The following is an 18,877-nucleotide window of genomic DNA, read 5'->3' on the forward strand; positions in this document are numbered from 1 at the left end:
TTCCAAAGAGCCAGGAGTGACTTCGAAACTTCATGTGTTAGCGGCAGTCTCTGAATGAGTTTTCGATTCAGCTCCTGTGCACCGAACAGAAGTGAACTCTTCTCGTTGAATGAGCCACTTTCAACCTCGAAATCCACTACAATGCACATCACCAGCTTGTGTATTCGAACTTCGTGACTGAGCCGAACTCGTGCTTTCTGTACCTCTCAACTGTCTTTCCTATTTCTATCAGCGCCGGTTCTATGTACTCTTCCTTAACATACAGTCCCAGTCTGAAGAAGTTGTACCCTTTTTCGTCATTGAAGAACCAGTTTCCCGGCGCAATCTCTATGTTCTTTCTGTTGAGATTCCTTCTTATGTCGCGCACATCAAAGCCCTTCGGAAGCTCTACCCACCAGCTTGTTCCCGAATCACAGATATTGGCTTTGGCATATGACGGCAGATATCTGTTACAGGCATGGATTAACAATTCTCGTCTTTTTGTAAGTTTCTCATGGACGAAGGAAAGATGGTGATCGTAAAACTCGGAGTTGAGTATCTCATTCGTCACCAGCTGAAGTAATCCTGCGACATCTCTCTCCATGACTCTCATTGAACTCCATAATATGTCCAAAGCTTTATCCGGGCCTACTATCCAGCCTGTTGTGACTCCAGCTCCAAAGGTTTTCACTATGTCATGTATTTCGAAAACAACGTTATCTTCCTCAAAGTGGCGCATTGGAAAGGGAGTCTTTCCCGTGTACTGAAACTCGGAGCCGCCGGTCAAGTCGTCGACAATCGGAACTCTGTAACTTGCGGCAAGCCTTACAAGTTCCTGTTTCTTCCTGTCAGGCATGGTCGTACCCATCGGTTCACCCGCAGTTGACTGCAAATAGATAAGTTTCACCGAATTCTTTCTGAGAACATCTTCAAGTTGGTTTAGATCGATTCCTTCGATACTTCTTCTAACGGGAATTACCTTCAGATGAAGGGTCTTCAGAATTCCGAGCACGTTCATATTTGTGGGGTTTTCAATCACAACTGCTTCTCCCTGTCTGGTGAAGGCTTTGAAGATCAAATGCTCCGATTCGACGTTTCTGCCGCTTACGATAACATTTTCCGGCTTCAGGCTCTCCCCATTACATCCGAGTCTCATACATATTGCCTTTCGAAGATCACGCAATCCTTTTGGATGCTCCACATAGTTAACCGTCTCCATGAAGATGTCGCTTTTCATCGCTCTTTGTGTGAGGGCCTTAAGGAGCTGATGTGGGATCAGTTCATCGTCCGGCGATTCGTTATGAAAAATCACCAGGAGACCGAGCGTCGCAATTTCACTCGTCGGTGATCTCTTCTTGAACTGATGAGTATGTCTGTACCAGGTATCCAGGTGTTTGCACCAGTCGATGGGTCCGGTGTCGGCTCCCTTCTCTTTTTTGGCGCGAATATATGTACCGCTGCCCACTTCTCGGTAGACAAGATCATCCACGTAGAGTTCGTTCATAGCTTTCAAGACAACATTCTTGCTTACGCCGAGAAGCTGTTCGATTTCTCTAACAGAAGGTAACTTAGAGCCGTCGGGATATTCACCTGAAAGGATTTTCTTTCTTAGCCTTTCGATTAACTGCAAATATAACGGAACCGTGCTGTCCTTATCCAGCTGAAAGTCGATTCTGAACACCTGTCTCACCCACTTTTTGAGTCTAGTGTCTCTTCAACGGACTGAAGTGAAACTATTAACCAGAGTCATCTTGGTTTACCGGAGACTTCTGCGACATAATAATCTTGCGCTCTCGAAAACACACAGCAGAAGGAAAGCACAACGATGAAGGCCGTTGATACGCGCTTCACTTCTGCATCTCCCATCACTCTCTCCAGACATCCCATGGTCTCCAGGGCAGTTCGAACATCGATCCATATTTCCATGGCCCATGATGGATGCTATTGTCGTACGCATAGAGAAGAAGTTGTGTAGCCGTAAAGACGATCGGCAAATGTTGGGCCATCACCAACTGGAATTCGGAGAACAATTGGCATCTCTCTTCCAGTTCAATAACGGATTTTTGCGCTTCCAAGATCTCATCTATTCTCTTCTGCCAATCGGGATAAAAATAGGTCTCCTCGGTTATGTGATCGCTTAGATTGTAATCTGGATGATAATTCCAGTAATGTCTCACCCCTCTTGAATGGTAGACCATTGTAAGGAGCCCCGGTTCAGCGCCTCCCTCTGCGAGAGTCATTGAGTCGAATGTTCCAGAATGGGCTTTGGTAACATATGTGTCCCAGTCCATGAATGCAGTAGTTGCGTTGATTCCAATATTTGAAAGTTGATCTGAGAGAACTGTGACGATTCCCACCCACTGGCTGTTCCAAGAACACGTTAGTATCTGGAAACTCACCGGATTCCCAAACTCGTCGATACAGGTTCCGTCGCTCCTCCAGTCGAAGCCGCCACGCTTTAGCTCAAGCCTTGCCCGGGTCGGCGAAAAGTCGTAATTGAACTCCTCCACCTTGGGATCGTAATAGATGCTCGATGAAGATAATGGCCCGTGAATAGAGGCGCCCAGTCCAGAAAAGATCGTGTTGAGAATCGATTCTCGATCCATCAAATAAGCTATCGCCTTCCTGAAGTGTTCGTTTCTGAACCACTCGCGCTTCACCGGATCGGGAGCATTGAAGTTGAACATGAGGAACTCAGTCAGCGGTCTCGGCTGACCGGCCAAAACACTCCAGCCCTTTTCCTCGGCCATCGAGAGCACACGGGGGAACTGTTCAGCCGATGGATTATAGACATCAAGTTCGCCAGCCTCGAAACGAAGAAGAGCTTGCTCCATGCTCGTGGAGACCTTGACAAAGATCTTATCTATATAGGGCAATCTGAAGCCCGAACTGTCAAATCTCCAATAATACGGGTTCTTCTCAAGTACTATCGTATCTCCCAGGTGAAACTGCTCAATGACGAAGGGTCCCATAACCACAACTTTCTCGGTTTCTCCAATATTCCAGGCAGACGGAAAAGTCCCATTTGCGACATACTCTTCGAGAGAATGCTTCGGTAGTATGGGAGTCAGACCGATAGTCCTTGGTGCGAGGGCGTTTGGCTCGCTCCATGTGAATGAGATCGTGTTGCCCTCCACTTCCACCAATGGCAGATCACCTGCAGAGCTCATAAAAGTACTGTTTCCGAACAGAGTCATCTCCGCGACTAAATATATCTCTTCGAAAGTCCATCTCACGTCCTCAATAGTGAATGGTTGTCCATCTGACCACTGAAGGCCCTCACGAATGACAAAACTCAATGTACACCCGTCTTCCGAAATCCACCAATCCTTGCATAGAGCCGGATGCTCCGGGAATCCAAATTCATTTTCATCCAAAAGCGACTCTACAATGAATTTAAGTATGTTTAGAGAAGCACCGTCATTTCCGAAAGCGGGATTCAGAGATCTGGGATCCATTCCATCAACGCTCAGTGTCCCTCCCGGCTTGCCGGAGACTTCTGCGACATAATAATCTTGCGCTCTCGAAAACACACAGCAGAAGGAAAGCACGACGATGAAGGCCGTTGATATGCGCTTCACTTTAGCATCTCCCTTCACTCTCTCCAGACATCCCATGGTCGCCAGGGCATTCCAAGCATCGCCCCATAGATCCACGGGCCATGATGTATATCGCTATCATATGCATAGAGCAGTAGCTGAGTTGTCATGAAAATCAAAGGCATGTGCTCAGCCATTATCAACTGGAATTCGGAGAACAATCGGCATCTCTCTTCCAGTTCAATAACGGATTTTTGCGCTTCCAAGATCTCATCTATTCTCTTCTGCCAATCGGGATAAAAATAGGTATCCTCAGTTATGTGATCGCTTGGATTGTAATCGGGATGGAAGTTCCAGTAATGACTCGTCCCCTTTGAATGGTAGACCGTTTCAAGGAGCCCCGGCTCAGCACTTCCTTCCCCCATTGTCATTGAATCAAATGTCCCTAAATAGGCTCTGGTAACAAATGAGTCCCAGTCCATGAATGCAGTAGTTGCGTTGATTCCAATATTCGAAAGCTGATCTGAGAGTATCGTGACGATTCCGATCCACTGGCTGTTCCAAGAACACGTTAGTATCTGGAAACTCACCGGATTCCCATACTCGTCGATACAGGTTCCGTCGCTCCTCCAGTCGAAGCCGCCTCGTTTTAGCTCAAGCCTTGCCCGGGTCGGCGAGAAGTCGTAACTGAACTCCTCCACCTGGGGATCGTAGTAAATACTGGATGAGGATACCGGACCGTGCAGTATGACTCCCAGACCACAGTAAACTGTATCCAGGACCGATTTTCGATCCATGGCGTAGGCTATCGCCTTTCTGAAGTGTTCATTTCTGAACCACTCGCTTTTCACCGGATCGGGAACATTGAAGTTGAACATGAGGAACTCACTCAGCGGTCTCGGTTGACCGGTGACAGCTTTCCAGCCCTTTTCCTCTGCCATTGAGAGAATTCTCGGAAACTGGTCGGCAGTTGGATTGATTATGTCGAGTTCGCCTGCTTCAAACCTTATGAGAACCTGTTCCATGTTTGTGGAAACCGTTATGAAGATTTTGTCGAGATAGGGTAATCTGAAGCCCGAGCTATCGAATTTCCAGTAATAAGGGTTCCTTTCAAGAACTATCATATCGCCTTGATAATACTTCCCAACAACGAATGGACCCATGACGACTACTTTCTCGAATTCACCGATATTCCATGCGGTAGAGAAAGTCCCTTCAGTTACGTTCTTTTCCAGGCAGTGTTTCGGGAGAATCGGAGTCAGACCGATAGTCCTCGGTGCAAGGGCATTTGGCTCGCTCCATGTGAATGAGATCGTGTTGCCCTCCACTTCTACCAATGGCAGATCACCTGCAGAGCTCATGAAATTACTGTTTCCGAACAGAGTCATCTCCGCGACTAAATATATCTCTTCGAAAGTCCATCTCACGTCCTCAATAGTGAATGGTTGTCCATCTGACCACTGAAGGCCCTCACGAATGACAAAACTCAATGTAAATCCGTCTTCCGAAATCCACCAATCCTTGCATAGAGCCGGATGCTCCGGGAATCCAAATTCATTTTCATTCAGAAGCGACTCCGTAATCAGGTCGAGTGTAATTGCTGATCCCCCATCCATGCCAAACGCCGGATTTAGAGACAGTGGATCGGTGCCATCGATGCTCAGCGACCCTCCCGGCTTGCCGTTACAGTCGGCAATGAAGTAATCTGGTTCTGAGGCCAATCCTGCGACAAATAACATAGTAAGCATAGAAACGAGGATTAACGCTCTTTTCATAATCCCATCTCCCTTCCAACAATTGTCCTCTCACAATGCGGACCCGGAGGACACATTTTTCTTGCACCTGCACGCAGAAAAAGCCTTAGTTGGGCAGCAGGTTTTTGGACAAGGTTGTATGCTGTTAGATGGAAGAACAGAGTGTGAAAGAGGAGTAATAAATGAGCCAGTATCAAGCTTCGTATTCCCTTTCCCTCCATCCAGATAGAGGGACACAAATGAAAATTCAATGAAGCGACACGGCATATGTAGCAAAACATCTTTTCGGTTACACGTAGATTATATTGCATGAAGTCTATCAATCAAACAACCGATCGAACAGTAGAGCATGATTTTTTGTAAAACAATGAAGGCACTAGAATTAAAATAAGAACAAACGCAATTGAACCTACATCTAAAATCACTCCAGTCTATGACAGAAGTCAGTCTTGGGCCTTCATGGTTGATTATGTTCACCTGATAGTCCTAATAGCGTTTTAACGATCTCTCACATGAACATTCAGGCATTTCGAGAGATGTATTCTCTGCAAAGCCAATGACTTTCTATTAAGGTTCTGTCAAATGAAAAGTATCAGTCCTGAATGCAAATCCGAGAACGTCTCTTGAGACTCTTCTTTGAAGGAGAAACGCAATCTCATTTCGCGCTGCTTAACCTCGCGCATTCGTAAAGAAGTTATAATTTATATTGATTAAGAGTTAGGAGTGATTCAATGCATTCAAAGAGAAGAATAGTCCTTTCAACAATTGTAATGCTGTTTGCCACCCTGGGCCTTTCACTTACTATATGCATCGATCCCGGTCATCAGAAGGAAGCCGACTTCACTCACGAGCAGATCGCTCCGGGTTCTGAAACGACCAAGGCGAGGGTTTCTACCGGAACGCGCGGCTCCTCTACCGGGATTCCTGAATACGTCTTCAATTTGGAATTCTCTTTCATGCTGAGGGATAGGCTTCTCGAAGAGGGGTACGACGTCGTGATGACTAGAGAGAGTCACGAAGTCAACGTGAGCAACATAGAGAGGGCAGAGATCGCAAACGAGGCAAAGGCAGATCTTTGTGTCCGGATACACGCAAACTACAGCTCCGACAGCAGCCTGAAGGGATTCATGTTGCTTGTTCCTTCTTCGTCGTCCGTACACACTGCGCCGATCTACGAAGAGAGTAGGAAGGCTGCCGAGAAGATCCATGCGAGCTTGCTGCAGATAAGCGGAATAGAGTCTCTCGGAATCAGAGTTCGTGATGACATGACGGGGTTCAACTGGTCGAAAGTCCCTGTGATAATCTTCGAAGCGGGATATATGTCCAATCCTGAAGAGGATGTCCTTCTCTCCACCCAGGATTACAGGGAAAAGCTTGTCGAGGCTCTCGTTACCGGAATCGCGGATTATTTTCTTACGAAGTAGGTATTGCTTATCAAAAGCAGAACTCAGAACAATTTGAATTTCAAGCCCTTTGCCGATGCTCTCAATATAATAAAAATTGCTGCCCTTTTCGAGGGCAGCGAAGCGGTCTGAGGGTTACTTCAGCAATTAGATTATACAACTTTATCTTCTATATTCCAAGTCAAAGTTACTCCTGGAAGCGATTTCGACCTCTTGACAAGCCTCTATTTTTCCTTCTCCATTGTGAGAGCGGCTTCTTTCATCTTCTTGTTTAGGGAGGCAATGTCCTTTGGAAATACCAGCGCCGCGGTCAGCAAAACCAGTCCGCATGGGAGCCAGAACAATGCAGAGACGTTCATTGCCACACCTAGAGATCCAACCGCGGTCGCAAGCGTCCCGGCAAAGAACTGCCCGAATCCAGTCCCGAGAGAATCGGTTAGGTTGAAGATGGAAAAGATTCTTCCCCTGTTTTCCGGGGCATTGACATTCATAAGCATGGTCTTCATGTTGGGTCCGGTCATAGAAGCGGAAGCGGCAGCAACCATCCCCAGCGCACCAAGCATTACGAAGCCGCCTGCTCCTTCAACGGGCGGGAAGTTCAGTGCCAGAAGAGCGACGAACGTCCCTATTATCGTCATTATTCCGCTGAAAAGAGGCATGTAGGACGGCTTCTTCTTGTAGAGCAGGCCGCCGATAAGTCCTCCAAAGAATATTCCGAGCACGTTCCCGACTCCAAAGAAGATGAATATCATCGTTGCCGATTCCTTCGACAGGTTCTTCGAGGTTTCGAAGAAGTTCACCAGATAGTATGGAATCGCACCCCAGGGAATCGTGCCGAGGATCCCCTGTATGAAAAGGATTAGATTGGTTTTCACTTTGAAGAGATTCTTGTAGTCCGAGAGTCTTACTTTTCCTATGTAGTTTACGCCCTTGTCGACGAGATCGCCCACTGCCACTTCGGCTGCTCCCCTCTTTGGCTCTTCCGCAAAGAGAAAGAAGAGGAGAGCGAGGAGTATATTGGGCAGAGAGACAATTATGAACGGGATTCTCCAGCCGAGCGATGCACCGGTGAAGCCGGCTATAACCATGCCTACTATGGCTCCCAGAGAGATCGCGGTCGAAAGAAAGGAGTTTACTTTGGCTCTCTGAGACTCTTTAAAGGCATCGCCGGCATAAGAGAAGACTACCGGAAAGAGGGCACCGACACCTATTCCCGTTAAGGCCCTGGCAACGAAAAGCTGGGGAAAGGTCTGCACGAAGGCGGAAAGGAAACAAGGAATCTCGCCCACCAGAACGCTTAAGAGAAGCAGGAGCTTTCGGTTGTACTTGTCGGCAAAGAAGCCCCAGAGAAGTGAAATCAAGGCCCCTACGATAGTGAATGAACCCTGAATCAGCCCGATGTCTGCCTTTGTTATCCCGAATTCGGCCTCGATTTCCCCCATGTTCGGAGACATGACCATCTGGTCCGCGTTTAGAAAGACCATCATGAAGAGCAAAAGAAAGAGAACGAAAGTCGCCTTTCCCTTTTTCATCTAAAACCCCCCGGTCTATTGAAGTTCGTCTCTTAGATTAGTGAACTCCTGTATTAAGGTATCCTTATCTCTCCACTTTTCCCGCACTTTGACGAACAGATCGAGGAAGATCTTCTGATCGAATATATACTCGAGATCCTTCCTTGCTTCAGTGCCGATAATCTTGATCATTGAACCGCCCTTGCCGAGAATTATCGGCTTCTGGCTGCTTCTCTCAACGATTACATCGGCCCTTATCTTCAGTATATTACCCTCGTCGCTGAACTCCTGAACAACGACTCCCACCGAGTGAGGAATTTCCTGTCTGGTGTTCTGCAGAACCTTCTCACGAATAACCTCCGATGCCATAAATCTAGATGAACGATCGGTTATGAGGTCTTCGGGGAAAAGCATTTTTCCCTCGGGAAGAAAATCGAAGATGGTCTCCAGCAGTTCTTCAACACCGTCCCCCTTCTTGGCAGATATCAGGAAGGTGCGGCGAATGTCGTTGAAAAGCTCTTCGGCCTTTGCCTGGAAATCCTGAAGAAGCCTTTCATTTTTGTATTCATCAACCTTGTTGATGGCAAGAAAGACGGGAATTCGGCTTTGGTTGACGTGATTGGCAACGAGCCTGTCCGATTCGCGGAGCCCGTCAGTCGGGTCGACTATTACCAGCAGCAGGTCTGAACCGGCGAGCGACGAAGTCGCGACCTTGAGAATGTATTGCCCTAGCCTGTGAAGAGGCTTGTGAATCCCGGGGGTATCGTAGAAGACGATCTGCCCCTTCTTCGTTGTCAGTATTCCGCCTATGCGGTTTCTGGTGGTCTGCGGTTTGTCCGAGACGATAGCGATCTTCTCGCCGATGATGGTGTTTATCAATGTGGACTTTCCCACATTGGGCTTTCCCACTAACGCTACAGTCCCGGACTTCACTGACACTTCACACTCTCTCTTCTTCGAGAAGCAGCGAGAGGTCGCCTATTTTCAAGAAGAGCTGATCTACCGATTTGAGGAAGCCGAGTCTGTTGAGGCGGATATCTTCCTGTTCGGCCATAACAAAGACATCGTCGAAGTATCTGTCTATATGAGGCTTTAGCGATGTAAGCAGCTGGAGTGATTTCTCGAAATCGTCACGCTCGAGCGCTTCCATGACATCGTCGAAGCATTTCAAATAGTTGTTCAGTAAATCGCGTTCGGCCTGCTCGATGAACTTAGACCCGTCAAAACTGTTTCCCGAATGACCTCTGCTTATATTGTGGACCCTCTGATAAGCAATCAGAAGGTCATTGAAATCCTCGTTCTTCACGTATTCGGAGATAGCCTCTGCGGCTCTCACTCCAAGATAAGGAAATCTCCACCACATCTTCACCGATCGAGCAATATTCATGGAGAAACCTCTTTCGAGAAGAAAGGCTTCATACCTGCTGGAGAAGAAGTCTTTCAACGAATCTAGAGTCTCTTCGGAAGTCTTGTTTAGATTGTTCAAAGCCCTTTCCAGGAGCTCGAGAAGATCGAGCTTCCATCCAAGATGATGCATGGTCCTGAATATGAAAGAGGCTTTTCTTCTCAGAGCGTAAGGATCTTTCGATGCAGACGGGATGTTTCCTATGGCGAAGTTTCCTGCAAGCGTGTCTATCCTGTCTGAGACCCCCACTACCGCTCCAGTTAGCGTCGTGGGCACGAGGATGTCACGGTAGTGCTCTTCTATGCCAAGTGCGACACCGGACTTCTCTCCCGATGCTTCCGCATAGATTCTTCCCATGATGCCCTGAAGCTCGGGGAATTCCTGCACCACTCGGGTGATCTGGTCGGCCTTCGCCAGAAGAGCCGTTCTTTCGACCTCGAAGAGTTCATCGCTCTTGGCCTTCAGCCTCCTCGAGATCTCTGAGGAAAGCGCTGTAGTCCTTTCCGTTTTGTCCCTCAATGTGCCGAGACCTCGCTGGAACAAGATACCCTGGAGCCCGTCCACGTACTGCTCGAAAGGTCTCTCTTTGTCCTTCTCGAAGTAGAAGAAGGCATCTTCGAGCCTAGCGTTTATGACCTCTTCATACCCCAGTCTGATATTTCCCAGAGGGTCGGCCGGCCCGTCCTGAAAGGCAACGAAGTTGTTGGTCAGCTTACCTTCTTTGTACACTGGAAAAGTTCTCTGATGGTGCTTTATAGTTACGATTATTACTTCAGGCGGGAGTGAGAGGTACTTCTCCATGAAGTTTCCCAGAACTGCCGTTGGGTATTCTGTCAAAGAGACGACTTCGGCAAGCAGTTCTTGATCAACAGGAATCTGGCTATGAATATCCGATTCAATTCTTCTGATTTCGGAAAGTGTTCTTTCTTCTCTATCGCTCTCTCGAGCGATCACCAGAGCATCTCTCATATTCTGAAAGTAATTCTCAGGCGATACTTCAACTTCATCGAAGAAGAAACGGTGTCCCCTGGACTTATTCGACGATCTCTTTCCGAAGAGCTCCATATCGAGGATTTCTGTGTCAAGCATTGCTGTTATCCATTTGACCGGCCTCGCGAATCTGTAAGTGCCGTCCCCCCAGCGCATCGGCTTCTTGAACTCGAGAGACCTCAGAGATTCCGAGAAGATTTGAGGCAGCAGTTCTTCCGCCATCTTCCCGATTATTTCTCTCTGCACATAGACGTATCCGCCCTCTACGCTGACGTCTTCAAGCTGAGCGTTGCTTCCCCTGAGGAAACCCAGCAGAGCCCTGGTAGGTTCACCTTCTTTGTAGGCGATTTTCTCGGACGGACCCTTCTTCTTCTCCACAAAGTCTGATTGCTTCAGCTCAATGCCGTGAATTAGCACTCCGAATCTCCTGCTCGCCACGAAGACCTCGAGCTCTCCGTAGCCAAGACGGTTATTGTCAAGCGATCTCTCTATTCTCTCCTTAAGCTGAGTTTTTATACCCTGAACTTCACTTGAGGGAAGCTCCTCTATTCCAACTTCCAGTAGAGCTTTGTGATCACTCATCTGTATCGCGCTCCTTAGCTACGTACGCTTCGGCCACTGCCTTCGCCATCTCTCTAATCGATTTGATGTAGCTTTGACGCTGGGATACGCTTATGGCATTTCTGGCGTCGAGCAAATTGAAGGCGTGAGAACATTTGATCATGTAGTCGTATGAAGGTCTTACTAGACCATGCTCCATGCACAGGTCGAATTCCTCCCTGTAGAATCTGTAAAGTTCGAAGAGCCTTGAGGTGTCTGCAACGTCGAAATTGTAGGCGGAGAATTCCTTCTCGTTCTCGAGGAAGACATCGCCGTATTTGAACTCTTCATTCCAGTCTATATCGAATATATTGGCTTTCTTCTGAAGGTACATCGTAATTCTTTCGAGCCCGTAGGTGATCTCGAGCGAAACCAGGTCGACATCGATTCCGCCGACCTGCTGGAAATATGTGAACTGGCTGACCTCCATTCCATCGAGCCAGACTTCCCAGCCCACACCCCAGGCTCCCAGAGTCGGAGACTCCCAGTTGTCTTCCACGAATCGAATATCATGTTCCTTTGGGTTTATTCCCAGAGCTTCCAGAGAACCTAGGTACAGCTCCTGAGAGTTCTCCGGGTTGGGTTTGATTATCACCTGATACTGGAAGTATCTCTGAACTCTCATTGGGTTTTCGCCGTATCGACCGTCGGTCGGTCTCCTGCTGGGCTGAATGAAGGCAACTTTCCAGGGTTTCTTTCCTAGCGACCTGAGAAAAGTTGAAGGGTGGAATGTTCCGGCCCCCATTTCGAGGTCGTAAGGCTGGTCTATGATACACCCCTGCATAGACCAGTATGAGTTGAGTTTCTCTACTACGTCTTGTAAGTACATCGTTCCCTCCTGAGCTTCTTGTCTATTCAATGGAAATCAGGTAGTAATAATAGGGCTGTCCGCCGCTGTGAATTTCGAATTCGAAATCGGAGAAACTTCCCGAAAGAGATTCAAGCAGTTTTCCTGCGGCTTCCTCCGACACTTCCGATCCGTAGAATATCGTGACGACCTCTTTGTCGCCATCTTTTCCAAGAACGGTCTTAATCGAGTCGTGAACGAGCTTCTCGAGCTTTCTGCCCGAGGTTATCAAACCGTCTCTACCGATTGCTATATACTCGCCTTTCCTTATCTTCTTTCCCTTCATGCTGGAATCGCGAACGGCGTATGTAATCGAGATCGGAGAAACTGCTTCAGCCGCTTCTTCCATTTCTCTTATTAGAGACTCGCTATCCATCTCGTCGTTATACACGGTCATCGCAGCTATCCCTTCCTGAACCGTGCGTGTAGGGATTATGTAAACTTCTTTTCCCGGATTGTCGTCGTGAATTGCGTTCGCCGCCTCTTTGGCAGTCAAAATTATGTTCGGGTTGTTGGGAAGGACAATCACTTTGTCAGCGGCAATTCTGCTGATTGCTTCGTAAAGGTCTTTAAGACTTGGATTCATCGTCTGACCGCCCTTAACGGCGTAGTCTACGCCAAGACTCTTCAGAACATCGGCAAGACCGTCTCCCGGTGAAACCACGATCACTCCGTGGTGCTTTTCCTTTCCGAACATCTCAGGTCCTCTCGACTGAATATCTACTATGTGCTCATGCTGGACCTTCATGTTGTCTATCTTCACCTTCTGAAGGAATCCTACACCGAGGAACTTCTCAATAACATCTCCAGGGTGGTCTGTGTGGACGTGAATCTTTATGATCTCATCCTGATGGACCATGACAATAGAATCTCCCATCTCTTCCAGGTATGCTTTCAGCAGTTCAGAGGTCTCTTCCTGGCTGTCAGACTCATCGAGTTTCACTATCAATTCGGTGCAGTATGTGAACTTGAGCTCTTCACGTACGATCTCAACTATACGCTCCGTTGAAGATCCCATCGCCTGCGGCATCTGCTGAAGCGGTCCTTCAAGCTCTATATCGCCTTTAGTAGCCAGCAGGAAGCCTTCAAATATGTACGCCAGACCCTTTGCGCCGGAATCAACCACTCCGGCCTCTTTCAGTTTCGGTAAGAGGGTTGGGGTCTTCTCAACCGTATCGAAAGCGACTTCTACGAGCTTCTCGAAGTACTCGTCAAAGTCCTCTATGCCTCCGAATTCTTCGTTGGCAGTATCTGCGGAGACCTTCATGACGGTCAACATTGTTCCCTCGACCGGTTTCATTACGGATCTATAAGCGATTTCTCTAGCTTTTGTCAGACCCTCTGTAAAGGCCTTGGTGTTGACGAATTTTCTGTTTCCTATCCCCTCGGCGAATCCTCTAAATATCTGAGAGAGGATTACACCGGAGTTTCCCCTGGCGCCCATTAACATTCCAGTCTTTACCGATTCCAGAACGCTCACCAAGTCATCTTTCTTCAATCTGTCGAGATATTCGCACGCCTCTATCATGGCGGCCGCCATATTCGATCCAGTATCTCCGTCTGGAACGGGAAAGACATTAAGCGCGTTGATCTCATCTTTATTTGCAAGAAGTCGTTCAGCGGCTTTCCGGAAGGCTGCGACAAAAAACTTGCCGTTGATACGTTTCATCTGCTTAGCCTCCCATCAATCCTGCAAGCCGACAACGTGAATATTCACCTTGATATTGGTCGCTTCAGTAAGCTCCTTCAACTTGTGAAATACGTTTTCCTGGATGTTCTCAACGACGGTGGGGATTCTAACGCCGTACTCGAGAATCAGATCGATATCAATCTCAAGCGTGCCGTCGATCTCCTCGGTTACTTTTATTCCCTTTCTAGAATCCTCTCCCGTGCCGAAAAGCTTTGTCAGAAAGCCCGTTTGGGGCGATCCGACGTTCACCGGCCCGTAAGACTCAGACACAACCTTTTTGACTATCGAAGATATCGCCTGAAGAGAAATATCGATCTTACCGAATTCTGTAGTTACTTGCATTCTTTTCACCTCTCAGTTTAGAGATTCTATTCTCTATTCCCCTGGCATCCAACCCCAGCTCATTCAATACCTCTTCCCTCGTGCCGTGAGAAGAAAAACGGTCCTCAATTGCAATAATATCGATTCTACCATTGTAGTTCTGCCTTGAAGCCTCAAGCGCCACATTGGAGCCGAAGCCTCCGCTCATTATTCCCTCTTCAACCGTCACTATCAGGTCGTAATCGGCGAAGATCTTTCCCAGAGCCGCTTTGTCGAGCGGCTTTATTGATCGGCAGTTAAAAAGAGCGCATCCGTTCAAGAGAGCGGCCTCCCTGCTTCTGGAAACCATCGATCCCGTTGCAAGGATGGCAGTTTCCTTTCCGTCGATCACCTTTTCCCACTTGAACGGGTCCATCTTCCTCAAGTTCGAGACAATATCGTCGATGTTCTGGAGCTCCGTCTCTCTCGGATATCTTATCGCAGTGGGATGGTCCATCCACTTCTCGGTGAAGAGAGTGAAGATCATATTCGCCAGTTCCTTCAGGCTCGAAGGAGCGAGAATCTGCATATTTGGAATCATCGAAAGGAACGATATGTCGAAGATTCCATTGTGGGTCGCGCCGTCCTGACCTACTATGCCTGCCCTGTCTATCGCGAAGAGAACCGGAAGATCCTGGAGGGCAACGTCGTGGATCAGCTGATCCAGCGCTCTCTGCAGGAAGGTCGAGTACACAGCGAAGACGGGTTTCGTTCCGGCCGCAGCCATTCCGGACGCAAAGGTAGTGCAGAGCTGCTCGGTTATTCCAAGATCGAAGAACCTTGCGGTATGTTTCGCGGCAAACCCTGCCAGGCCCGTTCCGTCGGGCATCGCTGCCGTAATAGCGGAAATTGATGGGTCTTTCTTTGCCAGTTCCGTCAGAACATTTCCGAAGACTTCACTGTAAGTAAGTTCCCCGTTTCGGGAGATCTTCTCGCCGTTTTCAGGGTCGATTCTGCTTACGCTGTGAAATCTAGTGGGATTGCTTTCGGCGTATTCGAGGCCCTTCCCCTTCTTAGTGACTATATGGACAAAGAAAGGTTCCGGCAACTGCTTTACGGCCGAAAAAACGGCCTCCAGCTCCTGAAAATCGTGGCCCTTCACAGGACCCACGTAGTTCAACCCCATGTCTTCGAAAATATTGCCGCCGAGAATCGAGGCTTTCAATCCGCTCTTTATCTTCGAAAGGAACTGCTCGAGGCTTCCGAGCCTCATCGTCTCAAGGGCGTTTTTCAAGTCGCCTTTCATTTCTCTGTAGACGGGGTTCAGCCTTAGTTCGGCAAGAGAAGAAGAGAGGCTTCCCACGTTTTTTCCGATGCTCATACCGTTGTCGTTTACTACCACTTTTATCTTGGAGCCGATGTCCTTCATCTGATTAAGAGCTTCAAGAGCCAGACCCGAAGTCAGGGCTCCGTCACCTGCTACGACCACTATATTCTTTGCGTTGCGGAATATGTTTTCTGCCTGCTCTATGCCCATTGCGGCAGGAAGTGCCGTTCCAACGTGTCCGGCCCCAAAGAAGTCGTAAGGGCTCTCCTTTCTGTTCAGGAAGCCGCTGATCCCGCCCTTCTTCCTGAGAGATCCGAAGGAACCAAACCGACCTGTGAGCAGTTTGTGAGTGTAAGCCTGATGCCCGGTATCCCAGATGATTATGTCTTCGTCGGGGTCGAATACCCGGTAGAGAGCTATCGTCAGCTCGACGGTCCCCAGGTTCGAAGCGAGATGGCCCGTGTTCGAGGACACGACTCTCGTTATGGTATCTCTTATCTCACCGGCCAGAACCTCCAGCTGGGTATAAGAGTAGTCTTTTAATCGTCTGAAGAGTGGCTGTTCGTTCATCAATTACGACTCCATTCTTTCGATAGATCTATAATAGTGTCTGAAAAGGAGCGCCGTAGTCACACTGCCGACTCCCCCGGGTACGGGAGTAATCGCAGCCGCTATCTGGCTTACCTCGTCAAAGTCTACATCGCCCACGAGCTTCCCATCCACAAAGTTAATTCCAACATCTATCACAACTGCGCCGGGCCTGATCATCTCGCGCTCGATAAACTTGGCAATCCCAACGGCACTGACTACTATATCGGCGTTGAATGTCTTCTCGGAGATGTCTCTGCTCCTCGAGTGGCAGACTGTCACGGTTCCGTCCACACCTTTCTTCAGTAAGAGCAGTGCGAGAGGCTTCCCGACAGTATTTGATCTGCCGACAATGGTTATGTCTCTCCCCTTCACTTCGATCCCGTAATAGTCAAGAATCTCCATGACGGCTTCGGCAGTAGGGGGAGCGAAGAACTCCTCATCGTTGATTATTCCGCCGAGATTCGATACGGTTCGGCCCTCAAGATCCTTTCCGGGATCGAGCGCAGCCAGCACGGCCTTTTCGTTGGCGTTCTTCAGCGGATGCATCACCATTATTCCCGCAACGCTCTTGTCTTTGTTCAGTTCAGAGATCTCCTCGACGGGATTGCTGCCGCTATCTCTCACTATCACTTCAATGCCGAGTTTCTCCCCCTGCTTCCTTATCGATTTCATATAGGTCTTGTTGGACGGGTCCGGTTCGTCGCAGAAGAGAACTAGTGAAGGAAGCTCTCCAGTTCTATTGCCGATCTTCTCCTTTATTTCATCATATATGCTCTTTGAAACGATCTTTCCATCAAGTATCATATACACCACCTCAAAAGAGCCCGCTAATCTTTCCGTCCGCGTCCACATCTATCTGCTTGGCGTTGGGATCCCTGCCCAGTCCCGGCATCAGCATTATCTTTCCGGCGACAACAACTATAAACCCGGCGCCGGCAGAGAGATTTAGATCTCTCACCTTGAAAGTGTAACCCTGCGGAGCCCCCAGTTTCTTGTCGTCGTCGGAGATGGAATACTGAGTCTTGGCAACGATTATCGGTAGACGATCGACTCCCTGCTTCTTGAAGAGCCTTAACTTGCTCTTTGCCGCCGGCTCAAGATCGACTCTACCGGCTCTATATATCTCTTTCGCCAGCTTGTCCAGCTTTTCCTCGAAGGAGAGATCCATCGGAATCAATGGTTTGTAATCGCTCGGACCGTCGACAAGCTCGACAAGCTTCCTGGCGAGGTCTACTCCCCCGGCGCCGCCTTCGGCCCAAACACTCGACCGCTCGTAAGGTATCGAGTTGGACTTGCAGAGGCCGTCGAATTTCTCTCTTTCCTTCTCAGTGTCTGTCGGGAATTCATTAAGGGCAACTATTACTGGAATACCGTACTTGTGAATGTTTTCGAAGTGAACCTTCAAGTTTTCAAAGCCCTTTTCAAGTGCCGACAAATCTTCTTCCAGAATATCCTTCTTTGAAGCTCCCCCGTTCAGCTTCAGGGCTCTGATCGAGGCGACCAGAACAACTGCGCTTGGGTTCAAGCCTCCGACAGGGCAGACGAAGTCGAGGAATTTCTCTGCTCCCAGGTCTGCCCCGAAGCCCGCCTCGGTTATCACATAATCGGAAAGCTTCAGAGCCATTTTTGTCGCAGTCAGGGTGTTTGTTCCATGTGCTATGTTCGCAAAAGGTCCTCCATGAACAAAGGCAGGAGTTCCTTCAATAGTCTGGACTAGATTCGGGTCGAGAACATCTTTCAGAAGCGTGGCCATCGCCCCCTGAACGTTCAAATCCTTGACGGTAATGAAGTCGCCATCGTAGCTTCTACCAACGATTATTCTGGCCAGCCGTTCCTTTAGATCGACAAGGTTCTTCGAAAGACAGATGATCGCCATAATTTCGGAGGCGGCAGTTATTACGAAGGAGTCCTCCCTCGGATAACCGTTCGCCGACCCTCCAAGGCCTACGATTATCTGTCTGAGAGCCCTGTCATTCATATCCATGGTTCTCGGCCAGTATAACTGCGCCGGATCGATTCTCAGTTCGTTGTCGAAATTAATGTGCGCATCGATAACTGCAGAAAGAAGATTGTGTGCCAGCGAGATCGCGTGAAAATCGCCAGTAAAGTGAAGGTTAATCTCTTCCATCGGAAGCACTTGAGAATAACCGCCGCCGGCGGCCCCCCCCTTGATTCCCATGATCGGGCCGACAGACGGCTCCCTAAGAGTAACAAAGGATTTCTTCCCTATCTTGTTCAGGGCCATCGCCAGACCGACAGAAGTGGTCGTCTTCCCTTCGCCGGCGCTTGTGGGGCTTATAGCTGTCACAAGAACCAGTTTTCCGTCTGGTTTGTCCTGCAGCTCATTAAGATACTGGTGTGAGATCTTTGCAATGTGCTTTCCATATCTTCTAATATGTTTGTCAGGGATAGAGACGGATGAGGCGATTTCGTCTATTTCTTTCAATTCTGCCTTCTGTGCTATCTCCAGATCAGTCAGCATGAAAAACCTCCTATAGATGCTTTTTCTCTGTTGATGCGCACTCTCGAGCGATTTTGTCGAGAACGCCATTTACGAATTTGCCGCCCTGTTCCGAACCATACTTCTTTGCGATGTCTATTGATTCGTTCAGTGTAACTTCGATCGGTATGTCCGGCTCATAGATTATCTCGTATGCTCCAAGCCTCAGGACGTTCTTGTCGGTTGAGGCAAGTCTCTCGAAAGTCCAGTTGGTGAGGTGTTTTCTTATTATTTCGTCTATCTCATTGCGATTCTTCAAAATAGTGTCGAAATACTTTCGTGTTCTCAATTTCATCTCCATCTCCATCGAAAAGAAGCTGAGCTCCTGTTCGAGATAATCCGATGAAGACTCCATATCTTCATTGAAGTCGAATTGATAGATCGCGCTGAAAACAATTTCTCTCATCTTTCGTCTGCTATTGTTTGGACCTGCCTTCACCT

Annotated in this window: 14 protein-coding genes; 1 reads left to right on the plus strand and 13 read right to left on the minus strand. The window is 48.4% G+C overall.

Going from position 1 to position 18,877, the window contains the following annotated elements:
* Positions 1–148 precede the first annotated feature (148 nt).
* The 3 genes from THEBA_RS04445 to THEBA_RS04455 all read right to left on the minus strand — a co-directional run bounded on the left by THEBA_RS04445 (position 149) and on the right by THEBA_RS04455 (position 5,293).
* Positions 149–1,660, minus strand: coding sequence for an aminotransferase-like domain-containing protein (locus THEBA_RS04445; RefSeq protein ID WP_014730621.1), 1,512 nt, complete (start codon positions 1,658–1,660; stop codon positions 149–151).
* A 184-nt stretch (positions 1,661–1,844) separates the two neighbouring features.
* On the minus strand, positions 1,845–3,560 hold the full coding sequence (locus THEBA_RS04450; RefSeq protein ID WP_049794039.1) for an ABC transporter substrate-binding protein: 1,716 nt from the start codon (positions 3,558–3,560) through the stop codon (positions 1,845–1,847).
* Between the two features lie 14 nt (positions 3,561–3,574).
* Positions 3,575–5,293, minus strand: coding sequence for an ABC transporter substrate-binding protein (locus THEBA_RS04455; protein ID WP_014730623.1), 1,719 nt, complete (start codon positions 5,291–5,293; stop codon positions 3,575–3,577).
* Positions 5,294–6,003: 710 nt separating this feature from the next.
* On the opposite strand from THEBA_RS04455, the gene THEBA_RS04460 reads away from it, so the two are divergent.
* Complete coding sequence (locus tag THEBA_RS04460) at positions 6,004–6,696, plus strand: N-acetylmuramoyl-L-alanine amidase family protein (RefSeq protein WP_014730624.1); 693 nt, start codon at positions 6,004–6,006, stop codon at positions 6,694–6,696.
* Between the two features lie 203 nt (positions 6,697–6,899).
* Here THEBA_RS04460 and THEBA_RS04465 read toward each other — a convergent pair whose 3' ends face one another.
* The 10 genes from THEBA_RS04465 to nusB are packed head-to-tail and all read right to left on the minus strand — an operon-like array spanning position 6,900 to position 18,875.
* Positions 6,900–8,207, minus strand: coding sequence for an MFS transporter (locus THEBA_RS04465; protein WP_014730625.1), 1,308 nt, complete (start codon positions 8,205–8,207; stop codon positions 6,900–6,902).
* Positions 8,208–8,222: 15 nt separating this feature from the next.
* Entirely contained in the window at positions 8,223–9,119 is an 897-nt protein-coding gene (gene era / locus THEBA_RS04470) for a GTPase Era (protein WP_148270056.1), read from the minus strand.
* Between the two features lie 7 nt (positions 9,120–9,126).
* Positions 9,127–11,163, minus strand: coding sequence for a glycine--tRNA ligase subunit beta (gene glyS, locus THEBA_RS04475; RefSeq protein WP_014730627.1), 2,037 nt, complete (start codon positions 11,161–11,163; stop codon positions 9,127–9,129).
* Positions 11,156–12,010, minus strand: a complete 855-nt coding sequence (locus tag THEBA_RS04480; RefSeq protein ID WP_014730628.1) for a glycine--tRNA ligase subunit alpha — start codon at positions 12,008–12,010, stop codon at positions 11,156–11,158. Before THEBA_RS04480 ends, glyS begins: the two co-directional genes overlap by 8 nt.
* A 22-nt stretch (positions 12,011–12,032) precedes the next feature.
* Positions 12,033–13,697 carry a DAK2 domain-containing protein gene (locus THEBA_RS04485; RefSeq protein ID WP_014730629.1) on the minus strand — a complete coding sequence of 555 codons (1,665 nt, stop codon included), beginning with the start codon at positions 13,695–13,697 and terminating at the stop codon, positions 12,033–12,035.
* Positions 13,698–13,712: 15 nt separating this feature from the next.
* The gene (locus THEBA_RS04490; protein ID WP_014730630.1) at positions 13,713–14,060 is read right to left on the minus strand and encodes an Asp23/Gls24 family envelope stress response protein; all 348 of its coding nucleotides are present in this window, start codon (positions 14,058–14,060) and stop codon (positions 13,713–13,715) included.
* Positions 14,035–15,915: a 1-deoxy-D-xylulose-5-phosphate synthase gene (gene dxs, locus THEBA_RS04495; RefSeq protein WP_014730631.1), complete on the minus strand. Its 1,881-nt coding sequence runs from the start codon at positions 15,913–15,915 to the stop codon at positions 14,035–14,037. The genes THEBA_RS04490 and dxs overlap by 26 nt, the downstream gene beginning before the upstream one ends.
* A 3-nt stretch (positions 15,916–15,918) precedes the next feature.
* Positions 15,919–16,740 (minus strand): bifunctional 5,10-methylenetetrahydrofolate dehydrogenase/5,10-methenyltetrahydrofolate cyclohydrolase, encoded by an 822-nt coding sequence (locus tag THEBA_RS04500; protein WP_014730632.1) that lies wholly within the window; start codon positions 16,738–16,740, stop codon positions 15,919–15,921.
* A 10-nt stretch (positions 16,741–16,750) separates the two neighbouring features.
* Positions 16,751–18,418, minus strand: coding sequence for a formate--tetrahydrofolate ligase (locus THEBA_RS04505; RefSeq protein WP_014730633.1), 1,668 nt, complete (start codon positions 18,416–18,418; stop codon positions 16,751–16,753).
* 10 nt (positions 18,419–18,428) lie between these two features.
* Positions 18,429–18,875 carry a transcription antitermination factor NusB gene (nusB, locus tag THEBA_RS04510; protein ID WP_014730634.1) on the minus strand — a complete coding sequence of 149 codons (447 nt, stop codon included), beginning with the start codon at positions 18,873–18,875 and terminating at the stop codon, positions 18,429–18,431.
* Positions 18,876–18,877 lie beyond the last annotated feature (2 nt).

The sequence above is a fragment of the Mesotoga prima MesG1.Ag.4.2 genome (assembly GCF_000147715.2).
GTDB classification, from domain to species: domain Bacteria; phylum Thermotogota; class Thermotogae; order Petrotogales; family Kosmotogaceae; genus Mesotoga; species Mesotoga prima.